This is a genomic window from Flagellimonas oceani, assembly GCF_011068285.1.
In the GTDB taxonomy this organism is placed as follows: Bacteria; Bacteroidota; Bacteroidia; order Flavobacteriales; family Flavobacteriaceae; genus Flagellimonas; species Flagellimonas oceani.
Genome location: NZ_CP049616.1, coordinates 2,883,841 through 2,902,894 on the forward strand (window position 1 = coordinate 2,883,841; position 19,054 = coordinate 2,902,894).

General features: G+C 44.6%; 14 protein-coding genes. 3 read left to right on the plus strand and 11 right to left on the minus strand.

Translation table 11 applies throughout. The features are described from left to right. Window positions 1-21 precede the first annotated feature (21 nt). The 7 genes from GVT53_RS13200 to GVT53_RS13230 are packed head-to-tail and all read right to left on the minus strand — an operon-like array spanning window position 22 to window position 10,310. A complete protein-coding gene (locus GVT53_RS13200; RefSeq protein WP_166248998.1) occupies window positions 22-1,641 on the minus strand; it encodes a sodium:solute symporter in 1,620 nt (539 codons plus the stop codon). Between the two features lie 10 nt (window positions 1,642-1,651). Beyond that, on the minus strand, window positions 1,652-2,839 hold the full coding sequence (locus tag GVT53_RS13205; protein WP_166248999.1) for an aldose epimerase family protein: 1,188 nt from the start codon (window positions 2,837-2,839) through the stop codon (window positions 1,652-1,654). 20 nt (window positions 2,840-2,859) lie between these two features. Beyond that, window positions 2,860-4,365, minus strand: coding sequence for an L-arabinose isomerase (gene araA / locus GVT53_RS13210; protein WP_166249000.1), 1,506 nt, complete (start codon window positions 4,363-4,365; stop codon window positions 2,860-2,862). A gap of 14 nt (window positions 4,366-4,379) precedes the next feature. Further along, a complete protein-coding gene (locus GVT53_RS13215; RefSeq protein WP_166249001.1) occupies window positions 4,380-5,081 on the minus strand; it encodes an L-ribulose-5-phosphate 4-epimerase in 702 nt (233 codons plus the stop codon). A gap of 3 nt (window positions 5,082-5,084) precedes the next feature. Beyond that, window positions 5,085-6,761: a ribulokinase gene (locus GVT53_RS13220; protein ID WP_166249002.1), complete on the minus strand. Its 1,677-nt coding sequence runs from the start codon at window positions 6,759-6,761 to the stop codon at window positions 5,085-5,087. A 24-nt stretch (window positions 6,762-6,785) separates the two neighbouring features. After that, complete coding sequence (locus GVT53_RS13225; RefSeq protein WP_166249003.1) at window positions 6,786-8,762, minus strand: glycoside hydrolase family 127 protein; 1,977 nt, start codon at window positions 8,760-8,762, stop codon at window positions 6,786-6,788. A 6-nt stretch (window positions 8,763-8,768) separates the two neighbouring features. Next, window positions 8,769-10,310, minus strand: coding sequence for an alpha-N-arabinofuranosidase (locus GVT53_RS13230; RefSeq protein WP_166249004.1), 1,542 nt, complete (start codon window positions 10,308-10,310; stop codon window positions 8,769-8,771). A gap of 348 nt (window positions 10,311-10,658) precedes the next feature. On the opposite strand from GVT53_RS13230, the gene GVT53_RS13235 reads away from it, so the two are divergent. Next, window positions 10,659-11,393, plus strand: coding sequence for an NUDIX hydrolase (locus GVT53_RS13235; RefSeq protein ID WP_417940543.1), 735 nt, complete (start codon window positions 10,659-10,661; stop codon window positions 11,391-11,393). Between the two features lie 50 nt (window positions 11,394-11,443). On the opposite strand, the gene GVT53_RS13240 is transcribed toward GVT53_RS13235, so the two are convergent. From GVT53_RS13240 to GVT53_RS13255, 4 genes are read right to left on the minus strand one after another with little or no spacing between them, the layout of a single operon-like run. Continuing rightward, entirely contained in the window at window positions 11,444-13,159 is a 1,716-nt protein-coding gene (locus GVT53_RS13240; protein WP_166249005.1) for a DUF885 family protein, read from the minus strand. A 19-nt stretch (window positions 13,160-13,178) separates the two neighbouring features. Next, window positions 13,179-14,186, minus strand: coding sequence for a 4-hydroxyproline epimerase (locus tag GVT53_RS13245; protein ID WP_166249006.1), 1,008 nt, complete (start codon window positions 14,184-14,186; stop codon window positions 13,179-13,181). Window positions 14,187-14,189: 3 nt separating this feature from the next. Next, the gene (locus GVT53_RS13250) at window positions 14,190-15,713 is read right to left on the minus strand and encodes an aldehyde dehydrogenase (NADP(+)) (protein WP_166249007.1); all 1,524 of its coding nucleotides are present in this window, start codon (window positions 15,711-15,713) and stop codon (window positions 14,190-14,192) included. Further along, window positions 15,710-16,633 (minus strand): dihydrodipicolinate synthase family protein, encoded by a 924-nt coding sequence (locus tag GVT53_RS13255; RefSeq protein ID WP_166249008.1) that lies wholly within the window; start codon window positions 16,631-16,633, stop codon window positions 15,710-15,712. Before GVT53_RS13255 ends, GVT53_RS13250 begins: the two co-directional genes overlap by 4 nt. A 135-nt stretch (window positions 16,634-16,768) precedes the next feature. Here GVT53_RS13255 and GVT53_RS13260 point away from each other — a divergent pair, with 135 nt between their 5' ends. Beyond that, a complete protein-coding gene (locus GVT53_RS13260) occupies window positions 16,769-17,611 on the plus strand; it encodes an AraC family transcriptional regulator (protein WP_166249009.1) in 843 nt (280 codons plus the stop codon). A 71-nt stretch (window positions 17,612-17,682) separates the two neighbouring features. Then, window positions 17,683-19,053 (plus strand): exonuclease domain-containing protein, encoded by a 1,371-nt coding sequence (locus tag GVT53_RS13265; protein WP_166249010.1) that lies wholly within the window; start codon window positions 17,683-17,685, stop codon window positions 19,051-19,053. The last annotated feature ends 1 nt before the right edge of the window (window position 19,054 follow it).

Here is a 19,054-nt window from a genome sequence, read left to right on the forward strand (position 1 = left end):
TTAAAAAAATGTGCTTAGCTATTATTTTCCATTGAACCATATCATCACATAGGCCACAATGGCAATGATGACAATGGAAATGGCAATATCCTTCCAATTGTAGCTGTTCTTGTTTTCCTTTCTTTCCTCTTCAGAAATAGTGGCATAGGTAAGGTTCTTCAGTTTTTCGTCTGATGGTGCCGGAGTTGCATAACTCACCACCACAATCAATATGATACAGAAAAGGAAGAACCACGAAGCGAAGGACAAAAAGTTCATATCTCCCAAAAGATACCAGAAACTTTCTGGATCCAATGAATCCTTGACCAATTCAAGGACAATTCTCAATGCCCCGACAATAAATCCAACCACCATGGTCACAAAAGCACCTTGGGAGTTGATCCGTTTGTGGAAAATACCCAAAAGGAACACGGCTGTAATCGGCGGTGCTATGTAAGACTGAACACTTTGCAGGTATTCATAAAGCACCCCAGAGATATTGGCCATGATCGGAATCCAAATAATACCGATGATCACGACGATTATGGTGGCTATCTGACCTGTTCTCACCAATTTTTTCTCTGGTGCATTGGGTCTCAGTTTTTTATAGATATCCACGGTAAACAAGGTGGAACAAGAATTGAACACGGAAGCCAAAGAACTCATCAAAGCGGCCAAAAGACCCGCTGCCACCAACCCTCGAAGTCCCGATGGCAACAAATTGCTCATCAAAACGGGGAATGCTTCGTCTGGACTGTCCCAAGACAATTCCCCCCTCATCTTCAAGGTAAGTGCGATCACACCTGGAATCAAAAACAAGAATACGGGAAAGAGCTTCAACAAAGCACCGAAAATGGTACCTCTCCTACCCTCTTTGATGTTTTTTGCGGTCAATGCCCGTTGCACGATGTACTGGTCCGTACACCAATACCAAATACCCGTAATGGTACTGGCAATTAAAAGGGATGGCCACGGAAAATCGGGATCGGACGCCGACCTCCACATATTCAAATATTCTGGGGTAACGGTTTCTTTCATGCTTTCCCATCCGCCTACGTGGTCCAAACCGATAAACGTAAGCGCTGCAGCTCCGATCACCAAGATAATGGCCTGTAAGGTTTCCGTATAAACCACGGCACGCATACCTCCCAGCACCGTGTAAATTCCCGTAAGCACAACGGTGGCTATGGCACCTGTCCAAAAATCGATGCCAAGAAGTGCGGAAACCACAACTCCCCCTGCATAAATGGTCACGGAAATTTTGGTGAGCACATAGGCCACAATGGAAAATACGGAAAGAATCCATCTGGCTCTTGCATCAAAACGTTTTTCCAAAAACTCGGGCATTGTGAACACTCCCGCTCTTGCGTAGAAGGACAGGAAGACCCAACCCAAGATCAGTACGATCCAAGCCTGTATTTCGTAAATGAGCATGGGCAACCGGTCACCGGCACCCGCTCCTGCAAGTCCCACAACGTGCTCAGAACCAATGTTCGATGCAAAAATGGAAGCACCGACCACAAACCATCCTACATTTCTGCCCGCCAAAAAATAATCTTCGGTGTTGTTTTCTTTTTTTCTGATTACCCATAGGGCAATCCCTAGAAGCACCAAGAAATAGATGGATATCGCAATCCAATCAAAAGTATCCAATGTCTGCATAACGGTTTATCTATTTGGTTGATAGTTTGTACATGGTCCTAGAAGAATAGGTTTCTCCAGGATTTAACCTAACGGAAGGAAAATCGGCCTGGTTGGGGCTATCAGGATAGTGTTGTGTTTCCAAGCAGAATCCTGAACGCTTCACATAGGTACCTCCCGTTTTGGAGGGCAGTGTACCATCCAAAAAGTTTCCGCTGTAAAATTGTATCCCTGGCTCATTGGTGTACACCTCCAACAAACGCCCTGTTTCTCCATGGTGGGCCGAGGCCGCCAAACGGAAATCTTCTTCTCCGTTATTAAGCACCCAACAATGATCATATCCTCCACCAAGGCTTAGTTGTTCATTTTCGGCCTCTATCTCTTCGCCGATTGGTTTTGGTTCCTTAAAATTGAAAGGCGTTCCTGCAACCTCCCTAAATTCCCCGGTTGGAATCAAACCACCATCAACGGGCAAGTAAGTGTCTGCGTTCAAATAAATTTTATGATCCAAAACAGGTTCGGACAGTTGGCCGGAAAGATTAAAATAACTGTGTTGTGTCAGGTTGACAACGGTTGGTTTGTCCGTGACAGCTTCATACTGAATATCCAATGCATTGTCATCCGTAAGGGTATAAGTGACCTTTACATCCAATTTTCCGGGATATCCTTCCTCGCCATCTTCACTGGTGTAGGTGAGCTCGACGGCAGCACCTTCCTCCGTAGTTTTGGCAACTCCGTCCCATACCACTTTATCGAATCCTTTCTCTCCTCCATGCAAATGGTTGTCGCCATCGTTTTTGGCCAGCGTATAGGTCTCACCGTCCAAAGAAAACTTTCCGTTGGCTATACGGTTCCCATACCGGCCAATAAGTGCCCCAAAGTACGGATTGCCCTCTAGATATTGGTTTAGATCATCAAAACCTAAAACAATGTCCTCATAGGCGCCATTGCTATCGGGAGCGGTCCAGCGGGTGATGATGCCACCATAGGTGATGACATCCACTTCCATTCCAGCTTCATTTTTCAGCGTGAATTTTTTCACTTTTGTGCCATCTGGCATTTCCCCAAAGATGGTCTCCTCAATGGGGTTTTGTGTACTTTCAGTTTTTGCAGTTTCCATTTCTGACTGGCTTTCTTTTTTGTTTTCCTTACAGCTGATAATTGTAAAGACCAAAAGTAAAACCCCGTAAAATATAGAAGGTTTGGTTATCCTCATCATTATAATTTTAAGTTAGTTGATTACATTCCATGCTGAAACAAATGATAATATGCTTCATTGGCGTGGAGTTGATCTTTAAATGCTCTAAGTTTCGTGTCCGAATCTATGACTAAAAGTTCTATTCCGAAAATATCGGCAAAATCTTCCATGTATTCGGTGGTCAAAGCCTGCGTATACACGGTGTGGTGTGCACCACCAGCATGAATCCAAGCGGTTGCGGCCACTTCCAAGTTTGGCTTTGCATCCCAAAGCACCCGTGCCACAGGTAGTTTTGGTAAATCGGCCATGGGTTCCACAGCCTCCACTTCATTTACGATCAAACGGAACCTGTTGCCCATATCGATCAAGGAAGCGTTCAATGCATCTCCTGCCGGGGAATCAAAAACCAATCGTACTGGGTCTTCTTTGCCTCCGATGCCCAAAGGATGCACTTCACAAGAGGGCTTTGCACTTGCAATGGAAGGACAGATTTCCAACATGTGCGAGCCCAGCACATAATCTTTTTGAGGTGTGAAGTGGTAGGTATAATCTTCCATAAAGGAAGTGCCTCCTTCCAACCCTTCGGCCATTACTTTCATGGTACGGGTCAAGGCGGCGGTTTTCCAATCACCTTCGCCACCAAAGCCATATCCATCGGCCATCAAACGCTGTACTGCGAGACCTGGCAACTGTTTAAGGGCTCCAAGATTCTCGAAAGTATCCGTGAATGCCTTAAAGCCACCATCGTCCAAGAAGGTTCTAAGTCCCAATTCTATTCTGGCTGAATCTATCAAAGACTGTCTTTGTGCTCCATTCTTTTGAAGCGATTCTGACAGATTATAGCTCGATTCATACTCTTCAATCAGTTGATCAACGGCGTTTTGTTCCAATCCATTGATAATATTGGTAATGTCGGATGAATCATAACCGTTCACAGCCACGCCAAAACGTAATTGCGCAGCGACTTTATCACCTTCGGTAACAGCAACTTCTCGCATATTATCACCAATCCTGGCCACTTTCATATGTTGCAATTCATCAGCACCCAAAGCAACTCGCGACCAAATGGCCAATTTTTTTTGAACTCGCTCATCTTTCCAATGACCTACAACCACTTTGCGATTCTTGCGCATCCGGGACATCATAAATCCAAACTCTCGGTCACCATGTGCGGATTGATTCAGATTCATAAAATCCATATCAATGCTGTCCCATGGGATTTCTGCATTGAATTGGGTGTGCAGGTGGCACAAAGGCTTGCTCAATATCTTGAGTCCTGCAATCCACATTTTAGCTGGGGAAAAAGTATGCATCCAGGTAACGACCCCGATACAAGAGGTGGAGTTACTTGCTTCACGACAGAGAGCGGTAATTTCTTGCGGTGTGGTTACAATGGGTTTAAAAACCAAGCTGACAGGCAATTTTCCAGCTGCATTCAATCCATCAACAATATCTTTTGAATTGCTCGCGACTTGTTTTAAGGTCTCCGGCCCGTACAAATGTTGACTTCCTGTTACAAACCAGATTTCCTTTTTAGATATTTTCATTTATTTTGATTTATTTATTGACCGTAGTAAGCATTTTTACCGTGCTTACGCTCATAGTGTTTTTTTATTAGTGAATCTTTTAACCTTGGAGCTTGCGGATTAATCTGCAAGGTCAAGTAGGCCATTTGTGCCACGGTCTCCAATACTTTGGTATTGTAAACTGCCTTGGCTGCATTTTTTCCCCAAGCAAAAGGACCGTGGTTTCCGATCAAAACCATCTCGACCTCGTTATAGTCCAAATTTCTTTCCTTAAAGCAATCCAAAATCTGGATTCCCGTGTTGTGCTCATAGTTTCCTTCAATCAGTTCATCAGCCATTGGCGGGGCACAAGGAATATCTTGAGTGAGATGATCGGCATGTGTGGTTCCAAAAATTGGGATATCCTTTTGTGCCTGTGCCCAAGAAACCGAGTACATGGCATGCGTATGGGCCACTCCCCCAATATTTTCCCAGTTTTTATAGAGATAGCTATGTGTTTTGGTGTCCGATGACGGCCTGAGGTTTCCTTCAACCACATTGTTATCGTAATCCATGATCACGATATCCTCTGGTTTTAGGGTTTCATAAGGAACACCACTGGGTTTTATGGCAAAAACCGCATTGTCCCTGTCCACGGCACTTACATTGCCAAAGGTGTATATGACCAGACCCAAGGCATTGAGTTCCATGTTTGCCTCATAGCATTCTTCTTTGAGCGATTTGTAATTTGAGCTCATAGCTTATTTGTTTTTGTTCGTTTGCTCTTCCACAAAGTTTCCAAGCTGCTTGTATTCTTCCAGTAATTTGGCATATACTGCAACTTGCGACGATTGTGGGAAATATTCGGCTTCAAAGTCACTTCCCATTACCTTGCTGGCCTCAATCACATTTTCATAAATTCCTGCGGCCACTGCTGCGTATATCGCCGCACCCAAAGCGGGTGCTTGGTCCGATTCGGCAACTTTAATGGGCATGTTCAGTACATTGGCCAGTGTTTGCATAATGAATGGGGATTTCCTGGCCACACCTCCGATACCGATCACGGTCTCGATTTTTACGCCTTCTTCCTCAAAACGGTCCACGATCATTTTGGAACCAAAACAAATCGCGTTCACCAAGGATTTGAAAATATGCGGGGCCTTGGTCCCCAATGAGATTCCAGAAATGGCACTCTTCAATTCTTGATTGGCATCTGGGGTTCTTCGCCCATTTACCCAATCCAACGCAACTGGCACGGCTTCTGCAAGCGGAATATTTTCTGCTTGTTCTGCCAAAGAGCGGATAAACTTTGATTCTACCTCAGCCTTAAGTTCCGCTTTCTGTTCTTCGGACAGTACTTTGGAATTCAGGACAATGTTATCAATGGGCCACTGCAATACACTTTTGAACCATGCCAATACATCTCCAAAGGCGGACTGACCTGCTTCCAAACCTACCATACCCGGAATTACGGAGCCATCAACTTGTCCACAGATTCCCTTGACGGTTTTATCACCTACGGCTTCGTTGGAAGACACCATAATGTCACAAGTGGAGGTGCCCATTACCCGAACCAATGCGTGATGGTCCACTTTGGCACCCACGGCACCTGCGTGGGCATCAAAAGTACCTACGGCAATAACCGTATCGGTGGTTAGGCCCAATTTATTGGCCCACTCTTCGCTTAGATGTCCAGCAATTTCGTTGGAGGTAAAGGTTTCTTGGTACAATTCATCCTTAAGGGATGCCAAGTACGGATCCAGCTTGGATAAAAATTCCTTGTCAGGTAGTCCGCCCCAGCTTTCGTGCCACATCGCTTTATGCCCTGCTGCACATCGACTTCGCTTGAAATTTTTTAAATCTTTTTCGTCAGCCAAGAGATAGGTGATGAAATCGCAATGCTCCATCCAAGTATGGGTGGCATCGATCACACTTTTATCCGCTCTGGCAATATGCAGTATTTTGGCCCAGAACCACTCGGAAGAATAAATCCCTCCTTCGTATTTGGTATAGTCTTCACCACCCCACCTTCTGGCCAATTCATTGATTTGGTTGGCCTCCTTTACCGCGGTGTGATCTTTCCAAAGCACCATCATGGCATTAGGGTTTTCCTCAAAACCTTCTGTGCAGGCCAATGCCGTGCCATCTTTGGTCACCGGCATTGGTGAGGAGCCTGTGGTATCTATACAAATTCCCTTTACGGTTTCTGGTGACACCTCGCTTTGCTTCATCACTGAGGTTATGGTGTGTTCCAATCCCTCAATATGATCCAAAGGATGTTGACGAAACTGGTTGATGGCCGGATTACAATATTTTTGGGCCTTCCATCTGGGATACCAGAACACCTCGGAAGCCAATTCCGCCCCATTTTGGGCATCGATCATTACCGCTCTTACCGAGTCGGAACCATAATCGAGTCCTATTACATATTTCTTCATTGCTCTTTTTCTAGCTTCGATGTATTATTTTTCCTCTGCAGGCAACCATACCTTCATTTTGCCAATACCACGATTGGACCAAGCGTAGTATGGAATTGCAGTTAATTTTTCGTTGGATATGGTGTTGACGCCTCCCAAAAGTTCCGGTTGCATCTCCACCTTAAAACTGTCCTCGGGTTTCACATCGATTTCATCAAAAGAACCTTTATTGTCGATTTCTTCCACAGCATAGACCATTGGACCATACTCGAGGGACATTTTCCCTTGGTCTTCTTCCACCTTTGGATTGGCAATCACTTTTCTAACGGACATTGGGAATTCCAGTGACACCTCATCCCCTGGTTTCCAAGTTCTGGTCACCGTAAAATAGCCATTATCGGCGGCCGCATCCAGTTCTTCCCCATTTAAACTAAGCTTGTTCCTTGCTTCGTCTTTGGATGAATACCGATACAAATCGCCGGGAAGCACCTCGTTTCTGGCCCATCCGGGAACCCTGAACTTGACCGTAAACTCGCCTTCTTCTCTAGGTTGTACGGTAAACTTTACTTTTCCGTTCCATGGATAGGCTGTTTCTTGGGTTACCCTAACAGTTTGATCTTTCAATTCCACGGTTGCCTCATTACTGGCATACAGGTTTGCATACAGCGTATTTCCTTCTTTGGAATAAATCAATCCGGGCAATGCTGGAACAAAACGAATTACATTGGTTGGACAGCAAGAGCAATCGAACCAATCTTGTCGGGTGCATGCTCCCCGATTGAACTTGTAGACCCCATCGGATTCCAATGCGTTGGGATAAAAGAATTGCTGGCCGTCCAGCGACAATCCAGAAATCAACCCATTGTATAAGGTTCTTTCAATGACATCAAAATATTTTACATCCCCGGTAAGGTTGTGCAACCTATGGTTCCAGTACACATCTCCAATGGATGCACATGTTTCGTTGTAGGCCGTCAGGTTGGGCAGCTCGTAGTTTTCGCCGAATGCTTCACCGTCGTGCTTGGCCCCAATACCCCCTGTTATGTACATTTTTTTGTTGACCATGTTTTCCCAGAGCGCATTCACCGCATCCAAGTAGGCGGTATCCTTTTCCATGGCAGCAATATCCGTCATGGCGGCATACATGTAAACGGCTCTCACGGCGTGCCCTACTACTTCGTTCTGTGCCACAACAGGTAGGTGATCTTGGGAATAAGGTCCGAACAGCTCGTGATTTTCAGGATTGCCCCTATTGTCCAAAAAGTATTTGGAAAGTGTTAAATAATCCTCATTCCCGGTAATCCGATACAGTTTGATGAGTCCCGTTTCTATGACCTGATGTCCAGGGACCGCAGCAATCTTTCCTTCGCCATCACCAAAGGTCTCCACCATTAGATCGGCATTTTTAAGCGCGATGTCCAAAAAATTTCGTTTTCCCGTGGCCTTGTAGTGAACAGCGGCGGCTTCATACAAATGGCCTGCGTTATAGAGTTCGTGACTTGCCGCCAAGGACTCCCAACGTTCTCCCTTGTTAACATTCACCCAATTGGCAGGTGGATTGGCCGGATTGATGGTTCTCCAAGTGGTCAAATAACCATCGGGCTCCTGTCCGACTTTAATGATGGATACCAAGGAGTCGACCAATTTTTCCAATTCGGGATTGGGAGCACTGATCAAGGAATTGGAGGCTCCTTCAATAATTTTATAGACATCGGTATCATCAAAAGGCATGGCTCCTTTTACCTCGCCTTCCATTTCTCCTCCAGCAATCAAAAAATTGTCAAAGCGACCTTCTTCCTCGCATTTGGCCAACGCATATGCTATGGTTTTTTCTTGAACCCGTTGTATGATGGGCAACCAAAACTCATCTTTGAGCTTTACGTTCTGGATGTTTACGGACTCAATGGGATAGTCGGGCGATTCCGTGACCATACTTTGATCACGCTGTTCATTTTTGGACTGTTCCTTGCAGGCTATGTTCAAAAGCAATAGACCTCCCAGTGTCAATAGGACTTTTTTCATTTTCTCCTAACTTCCTTGTAAAACAATAAGTGAATGTGCAGGAATGGTCAGTGTAATTTTCCCTTTCTTCAATTTGGCTCCTTTGAATTCCTTTGGTGTCACCTTTTCTGGATTGTCAAAGGAATTATGATCTTGTAGCTTATCCGATGTCAAAATACTCCCCTCAACATCTTTAAGGCCCAATGCGGATACGTCCATCTCCACCTCCATGTCCTTTTCCGGATCAATGTTCACTACGGAGATATGAACTTTCTCCTCTTCATCTTTGGATGCCGATACGGATAATACCGGAAGCCCTCTGAATTCTGCATTTTCTTCGATAGTGGATGGCAGCAATTTTGCATCGTGGTGCACTTTGTACATGTGCATGACGTGATAGGTAGGCGTTTTGATCATTTTTTCCTCATCGGTAAGTATCACTGCCTGTAGCACATTGACCATTTGTGCCAAATTTGCCATTTTAACCCTTTTGGCATGATTGTTAAACGTATTGAGCACAGTTCCGGCAATCATTACGTCTCTAATGGTATTCTGTTGGAAAAGCACTCCGTTCTTTACTTCTGGTTCGGCATCGTACCACCCTCCCCATTCGTCAACAAACAGGTCCACATTGCCCTCGGGGTCGTACTTATCCATAATTTCGATATGCTTGGTCACATACTCCTCCATATTGAGCGCCTGCTCCATAGTTTTAAAATAAATCTCTTCATCAAAGTTGACAGATGGGCCTTTATCGTTCCAATCAAACACGGCGTAATCATGCAGGGCAACAGCCTCCATTAATTCGTGAGGTACATTTTTCATCAAGGTTTCGGTCCAATGGTAATCATCTTCCGATGCTCCAGAGGCAATCCTATATACCTCGGTCTCACCGGACCAACCCGGCATAAAGGTGGCATATTGACGATAGATATCTGCGTAGTACTCTGCGGTCATGTTTCCGCCACAGCCCCAGGTTTCATTGCCAACACCCCAATATTTCACCTTCCAAGGTTCTTCCCGTCCATTTTCACGGCGCCAATCGGCCATTGGGCTTATACCGTCATGGTTGGTGTACTGTACCCAGTCTATCAACTCTTGTACGGTACCACTGCCCACATTTGCCGATAGATAAGGCTCCGCATCCAGCACTTCACACAGGTTTAGAAAGTTATGGGTCCCAAAACTGTTATCCTCTGTGGTCCCACCCCACCAACGATTGACGATGGTAGGACGATCCTCTTTGGGGCCTACACCGTCTTTCCAGTGATAGGTGTCCGCAAAACAGCCTCCCGGCCATCTCAAGTTTGGAATATCGAGTTCCTTTAGGGCTTCAATAATATCGTTTCGCACTCCTTCGGTATTTGGAATAATCTTGTTTTCCTCTCCAACATACAACCCTTCATAAATACAACGCCCCAAGTGCTCTGCAAAGTGACCGTAGATATGTTTACTGACGATGGGCGCGTCGTTATCCTCGACTATGTTCACCTTTACTTTTTCTTGGGCAAGAAGAAACTTCGTGCAAAGGAAGACAGTTGCAATTGCCAAATACTTTAAAATTTTCATGTGCATGAGATTTGATACTATTCTAATTTACAAGCCGGAACCAATTACTTTCCGACATTAATTGTGTTTATAGATTTAAACCGTTGGCCCTTTTCTATAAGTGTTTTTTTTACATTTATAAATTAACGAAAGTTTTTTTTTTTACGCAAACAAATGTTAATCCAAATTTCCTTTCGTGGGCACTAGAGTTCATTAGGTTCAAGGTCAACATTCAAAAGATAAAATATGGATACTTTAAATAAGTTTCTCTAAACTCGTACTGCATCGGCGCCATGCATCATTTTATTACAACCTTACTATTTAATAATTGTTTATATTTTTGCTTATGGATTTTTAGATTCTATTAAAATGATGGAAGAAAACTTGGAAGTGTCGGAAGACCCTAATATGCACCTTAATTATTATCAGAAAGAAGATCAGGTTTTATTGGCGGTCGACTGTATCATCTTCGGGTTTGATAAGGAAAATCTTAAGATTTTACTTATCAAAAGAAATTTTGAGCCAGAAAAGGGAAAGTGGTCACTTATTGGAGGGTTCCTAAAAAGGGATGAAAATTTAGATGAAGCTGCCGTAAGGGTTTTGGAGACACTGACCGGACTCAACGATATTTATCTGGAGCAAATCCATACCTACAGTAAAATTGATAGAGATCCAGGGCAACGAACCATATCTGTCGCCTACTACGCCTTGATCGACGTTGATAGCCACCATTTTGATGGGATTCAATTGGATTCCGCCCATTGGTTCGATATTAAGGAAGCCCCCAATCTGATTTTTGACCACAATGAAATGATAGAAAAGGCCAAGGCACGATTAAAAAGGCGTGCCCTGAGCAAGCCCATTGGGTTTGAACTGTTGCCTGAGAAGTTCACCATGCGACAGCTTCAAAATTTGTACGAATCCATTTTGGACAAAAAGTTGGACAAACGGAACTTCATCAACAAGATCAATTCTTTGGATGTACTGATAAAACTGGACGAAAAAGATATGAGCGTATCCCGTAAAGGTGCTTACCTCTATGTTTTTGATAAGGATAAATATGAGAAAAAAGTGGAGGAAGACGGGTTTATCTTCAAAATCTAAACCCGTTTTTATATCCTCTACTCTGGTTGAAGTTGTGGGGAACTACCTTGTTAGTTAAAATCTGTGGAAAATTTCCATTTTGTTTTATAGTTTTTGTTCAAAGGAAGGTCTTGCAGTAAAGCCCTCAATATTTCTACCGGCATCCGTCCTTCCAACATCACCCTGTCATGAAACTGTTTTTCGGCCCATCCTTTTTCCAGCATTTCGTTTCTGAGGGCATAAAATTGTAGGCCGCCCATCATGTAGGCCAATTGATATAAGGGCGGGTAACTTGTAGTGAACGATCTTCTCACCTCGGCCTCGGCATTGGCATATTCGTGGCCCACCTCATCCACCAATAAATCTATGCACTCCTGCGGGGTCATTTCCCCTAAATGGAACTTTAACGAAAAAATGATCCTTGCACACCTGTGGATTCTCCAAAAGAGCATGCCCATTTTTTGTTCCGGTGTTTGTGGAAATTCCTTGTTCCAAAGGATAATTTCCCAGTACAAGGCCCAACCTTCCGTCCAAAAAGGTGTAGAAAAAGGTCTTCTATAACTTTTATGTCGGCTGGTCATAAAATATTGCAAATTGTGACCTGGCAGTAGCTCATGTTGGACCGTTGGGAAAGAGAAATTCGGATTGTTTCCCCGCATGCTCATCAACTTGTCGTTATGGTCCATTTCCATGGTGGGATACGAGATGATGATGTCACGTCCACCCAAAAAGAACGGACTGACCTTTTGCCTTTCCGGGCTCATCATTTGCATGCCCCAAGTTTCCTTCGCGAGTGCTGGCAAGGTGATCAAATCACGTTCCTCAATAAAATCTACCGAATGGGAATATAGGTCCATAATGGCCTGTGGTTGTTCACCGGCCGGAACATAGGTGTTCTTTACATGCTCCAATGCCCTTTTCCAATCGTCGCCGTAGCCCAATTCCCGAGAAGCCTTGATCATCTCGTTTTTGCACCATTCAAATTGCTCTTCGGCCGTTTTTATAAGTTGTTCAGGGGTATAGGGGATAAATTCCAACGCCAAACTTTCTTTAAGTGCCTCCTCGCCAATGGGCTTTCCTATGATGCCGCTACCATCATCCTTTACACTCCCCTCCGAATAATTCTCTTTTAAGAATTCTGCATAAGCTGTCATTTTCCCGTTTAGCTTTTGATAGGGTTTTTCCACCCACCACGTAAAGTCGGGATCGTAGCCGTAATAAAAATTGTAGGCCTCTTCCAATCCCTTCTGAAAAGAATTGACAAGCTCCGAAGCTTTATCGGCAGTTTGCCAATCTTTGAAGGGCTTGGTTTTCCAAGCCTCCATTTCCAAATCAATTGCAGCTGTGGCATCTTGAAATGTTTGTGCCAATTGTTTGGCATCCGGTTTTTTACCCCTTCGTCTGTCTTTGATGAAAGGGAAAATATCCTTGGCAAAATTGCTTACCTCATCCACTTCCTGGTAGGCCTTGTAATCTTGGTTAAAAAAATATTCCCGTTTGGCGACAAGGTTTTTCAAAAGAATGTAGTCTACCTTGCCTTGCTGCGACAACGAAGCAAAGTCAACAGCTGATATTTTCTTTTCCCAATCGGAATAGAATGTGGTAAATCGCTGATAATATTCCTCGGATTCATCGATGATGTAGGTTCTTTCCAGCGCCCAAGCATCCATTTCGAACTCGGTTACCAGATCGGCCAGTTTGCTCGTCTGGGAAACTCCAATTGCCGAAACAATAAAGAATGTTCCAAAACAGAGTTGTTTTAAAAAGCTTTGTAATGTATGCTTCATATTTTGTTGATTTTTAAAATTATAACACCTGAAATCCATGTGCATAGGGGTCATCATCATCTATTATAATATTGTTATAGCCCGTCACCTGTGCCCATCCCTGAATGCTGGGAACTATGGCCTGTTTTCCATCCAAAGTGGTCTCCGCCTCAACTTTGCCCACAAATTTGCTCCCGATGAAGCTTTCGTGGACAAAAGGCTGTCCCAGTTCGAGTTTCCCTTTTGCATATAGTTGTGCCATACGCGCCGATGTTCCCGTTCCGCAAGGAGAACGGTCTATGGCCTTGTCTCCATAAAAAACGGCATTCCTGCCCGATGACGTGGCATCCATGGGCTGCCCGGTCCACATCATATGACTGACATCCCGTATGGTCGGATTATCGGGATGCACAAACATATCTGCATACTTTTCATTGATACGTTTCCGAACCACTTGCGAAAAATGGATGATCTGGCTTGCCGAATAATCTTGCAATCCCGAAAAGTTCTGTTGCGGATCTACTATGGCATAATAATTTCCTCCGTAGGCCACATCAAAATTGATTTCACCCAATTCTGGACATTCAACCGTTAGCTTCTCGGCCGCCAAATACGATTTTACGTTAACAAGCTTCACCCATTCCACCTTTTTACCGGTCAACTGATATTCGATTTCCACCAGTCCGGCAGGTGCCTCCATTCTGATCTTGCCGGGCACTTTCGGCACGATCATTCCCTCCTCTATGGCAACCGTAATGGTCCCGATGGTTCCATGGCCGCACATGGGCAAGCAGCCCGATGTTTCTATAAACAGGATGGCAAAATCATTTTCCGGGTCGTGCGGAGACAGCAAAATACTTCCGCTCATCATATCATGCCCTCTGGGCTCAAACATTAATCCCCGACGAATCCAATCATATTCCTTTAAAAAATGCTGACGCTTCTCGCTCATATCATTGCCCATCAAATTGGGACCTCCTCCTGCTACCACCCTAACCGGGTTTCCGCAAGTATGTGCGTCTACACAAAAAAATGTTTTCCTGGCCACTCGCTATTTTTTTAGATGGTCCGGCAATAATTCCATTGGAAAAGATTGATAGCTTATGGGGCGTACCCATCTTTTTATGGAATGAATGCCCACGGCCGTAAATCTGGAGTCCGTTGATGCAGGGTAAGGCCCTCCGTGCTGCATGGATGCACATACCTCAACACCGGTCGGAACTCCGTTGTAAATAATTCTTCCCACTCTGTTCTGAAGCGCATCCACGATTTCCAAGAGATTTGCACCATCCCCCTTCTCCGCGATGAGCGTCCCTGTCAACTGACCTTCCAAGCCTTCTATAATCTGAAGAAGCTCTGCTTCATCCTTGCATTGCACCACCATGGAAAAGGGCCCAAAGACTTCTTGGTGCATTTTCGGGTTTTTTAAAAATACTTCGCCTGAAACACTTGCAATAATTGAAGCTGCTTCATTTGCGTCCAAATTCCCTTCGTATTTACCAACCACTGCAACACCTTTTTGAGAAATTACATCTTCTCCCTTGGATTCGTATCCCTTTTTAATGTTGGGATGCAGCATGGTTTGCGCATCAATGGCGGTGGTTTCTTTGGCCAACTCCTGAACAAAGGCTTCCGTATCCGGACTTTTTACCGTTAACAAAAGCCCTGGATTGGTGCAAAACTGACCCGTACCTAAAGTGATGGAGCCTGCATAGGTCTTTGCCAGTTCACTACCTCGTTTGGATATGGCATCTGCGGTCATGATCACGGGGTTGATACTGCCCATCTCGGCAAAAACGGGAATGGGTTCTTCGCGCTTGGCCGCCAAATCAAAAAGTGCCCTTCCGCCGCCAATGCTTCCCGTAAAGCCAACGGCCTTCACTTTTGGGTGTTCCACCAAATCGATTCCGGTTTGGGTACCTCCGTTTACACTTGAAAACACGCCTTTTGGCATTCCGGTTTTTTCGGCTGCTTTTGCAATGGCCGAGGCCACCAACTCATTCGTACCGGCATGCATGGGGTGCCCCTTTACAATTACGGGACAACCAGAAGCCAACGCACTCGCGGTATCCCCACCTGCGGTGGAATAAGCCAGCGGAAAGTTACTGGCCCCAAAAACCACTACGGGCCCAAGTGGAATCATAGTCTTGCGGAGGTCTTCCTTGGGTTGTGGTTTTCTATCGGGCTGGGCGGCATCAAAGGTATTTTCGCGCCAGTCATCGTTTTCAACCAATTTTGCAAATGATCGTAATTGAAAAACCGTTCTTCCGCGCTCTCCAATGGCACGACCTTCGGGCAGGCCAGATTCCAGCATATAGGTATCGATCAACTCTTGGTCCAAGGCCAATATTTCATCGGCGATGGTATTTAAAAAATCCGCTCTCTGCTTTCCTGAAGTTTTACGGAACACTTTAAATGCTTCCCACGCCAATTCGGCCGCAGTATCAATTTCCCCTTTTGTGGCTTCAATGAAAACCGTGGGGTTCTCTTCGTTTTTCTTTGGATCTACGGTTTTGAACTCCACGGACCCATCCGCTTTAAATTGTCCTCCAATACAGTTTTTACCTGTTATCATACAACACTGTTTATATTTTTATATTCCGGAAGTTCCGGTCTATTCTTCATTGCGTCTTCAATCACTTTTAACACTCTTTCCCTTTCCACGCCCTGCAAAGGTAATCTTGGCGCACGAACATACTCGGTGCCTATGCCTGTTGCCACTTCGGCCAACTTAATATTTTGCACCAATTGCGGGCTGATGTCCAACTCCAACAAGGGCATGAACCAACGATAGATCTTGAGTGCCTCTTCCGTTCTTCCTGCTTTTACCAACTCATAAATGGCCACGGTTTCGGCCGGGTATGCACAAACCAAGCCCGCTACCCAACCTACGGCTCCGATCACAAGACTCTCCAAGCCCAAGGTATCGACTCCCGTAAAAACTTTGAGCCTATCCCCAAATTTATTTTGTATTCGGATAACATTGGTGATATCTCTGGTGGATTCTTTGATGGCCTCTATGTTTTCGCATTCGGTCAATTCTTCCAACATCTCCAAGGTAATCTCAATTTTATAGTCCACTGGATTATTGTAGAGCATAATGGGCAACGAAGTGCTATTCGCCACGGCCTTAAAATAGGCAACGGTTTCATAATCCGTGGCTTTATATCGCATGGGAGGCAATAGCATCAATCCCTGCGCACCTACCTTTTCCGCTTTTTGGGCCGCCTTTATGGCACCTTTGGTGCTTTGTTCGGCCACATTCATAATTATTGGAATTTTTCCATTGGCCAGTTCCAGTGATTTTTGGATCAACGCCTCTTTTTCTTCCTGTTCCAAGGTACTTGCTTCTCCCAAGGTTCCCCCTAGAATAATCCCATGCACACCGGCATCCATCTGCGCCTTGATGTTCTTTTCGAACATCGCAAGGTCCAAAGTATCGTCACTTGTAAACTTTGTAGTTACAGCAGGCATTACGCCTTCCCATTTTACCATAGTCTTCTTTAATTATTGCTATCTAAAATTACAAAGAGTACCGAACTATCTTTTATACTATTATTAGCGCATTCCTATACTATATTACCTTAATTTAGTCAAAATTTCTGTTTTTGAAATAATTTAGGCCCATACATGAAAGTCTTGCCCTTTAAAATCCCTAAACCCAAAAACGAGGCACTGGTCTATCAGATTGACAGGGAACAAGTATTTTATGACCAATTGCACCAGCATGGGGAAATTCAGATCAGTTATGTTGAAAAGGGTGCGGGATCCCTTATTGTGGGCGACAGCATAAATGAGTATACGGCCGGTGATATTCTGGTCATCGGGAGTTTTATCCCGCACGTGTTCCGCAGCGATACCCGGATCATGGAAGAATCCTTGATGCATACCCTATTTTTTGACCAAGATTCCTTCGGTAAGGATTTTTTTCAGCTTACGGATCTCTCGTCCACACAAAATTTCTTTAAAAAATCCGTGTTTGGGATGATGGTGCAATCCAGAAAAAGTAAAATCATTCCCTTGTTCAGTAAACTTTCCCATCAGAATAAAGTGGAACAGATTGCCTCCTTGCTGATGATCATCAATCAAATCAACAAGTCCAAGACCACACCACTTTCCTCCTTTGTGTATCGAAAATCGTTTACCGACGATGAGGGCAAGCGTATGAGCCAAGTGTACGACTATGCCATGGAGCGCTATCAAGAACCCATCACACTGGATGAAATAGCAGAAAAGGCGAATATGAGCAAAAACGCCTTCTGTAGATACTTTAAAAAACGGACCAATAAAACTTTTTTTCAGTTTTTGATTGAAATCCGCATCGAGAACGCCTGCAAAATGCTGGTAAAAAACCCAGAACTATCGGTTGCCGTAGTTGCGGAACAATGCGGGTTCAACAACATAGCCAATTTCAATAGAAAGTTCAGGGCGTTCAAAAGTTGTACGCCGACCGAATACCGCAATCAATTTTAGAGCAAAAGCATTTGATTCTTGGATGCTGAAAACTTTATCCATAATTTCAACACTCATTTCCATTTAGCAGTTTGTACACCATCATCGACATAGAGACCACGGGAAACGGAATCAAGGGCAACAAGATTACCGAGATTTCCATTTTTAAACATGATGGGAATCAGATCGTGGACGAATTTACGTCCTTGGTGAACCCAGAGAGCCCCATTCCCTATTTTATAACGGGACTTACCGGAATTGATGACCAAATGGTGCAAAATGCTCCTACTTTTAAAGAAATCGCCCAAAACGTTTTAAGCATTACCGAGGACTGTGTTTTTGTGGCCCACTCGGTTAATTTTGATTATGGGGTGATCAAAGAGGAGTTCCGACAAATCGGGGTTGATTTTACCCGAAAAAAACTCTGTACGGTTCGGCTATCCCGAAAGTTGATTCCTGGCCTGCGCTCCTACAGTCTGGGAAAATTGTGCTCCGCTGTTCAAATTCCGCTATCGGACAGGCACCGAGCCCGCGGAGATGCACATGCCACGGTGCTTCTGTTCGAGAAGCTGTTGAAGGACCCTGAATCGGAAGGGGTCTTTAAATTGTTTTTGAATGCCCGAAGTCAAGAAGCCACACTTCCGCCCCATTTGCCCAAAGCGGTTTTCGACAAGATCCCGCACAAACCGGGCATCTATTATTTTATGAACCAAAAGGGGGAGATTATTTATGTGGGCAAGGCCATCAACCTGAAAAAAAGGGTGTTGGGGCACTTTTACGACAAGAGCCGCAAAGAGCTTCAAATGTGCGGGGAGACGGCCCATATCGACTTTAAACTGGCAGGCAGCGAACTGGTCGCCCTGTTGATGGAATCCGCAGAAATAAAAAGGTTGTTCCCTCCCTATAACCGCGCCCAAAAAAGGGCGGGCAAGCAATACGCCATTTTTGCCTATGAAGACCGAAATGGAATTGTCCACCTTGCCTACAATACCATTAAGGGGGTTCCGAATCCGTTAAAGGTTTTCCATAATCAAACCGAATGCCGGGCATATTTGGAAGAGGTGTGCAAAAGTTTTTCCCTTTGCCCCAAATATTGTCATCTGCAACAGACAACTGCCGCTTGCTCCCATCATCAAATAAATACCTGCGAAGGAATCTGCAAAGGCGAAGAATCTCCGGAGGATTACAACCAAAAGGTCGAGGAAGCGATCGCCCACATGAAATTGTTGTCATCCGAAGTCCGTATCATCAAAGAAAAAGGCAGGGTCGAAAATGAAAGCGCCGTGATTTTAATTGCGGACGGTATCTACAAAGGGTTTGGTTTTATAGATATGGACATTGAAATATCCTCTCTTGAAGATGTCGAAACATTTATCACGCCCCAAAAACATACGTTGGAGACAGAAAGCATTCTTACCCAATATTTTTTAAAGCATGGCAGGAACCAAGTGCTTGCGTCTTAAC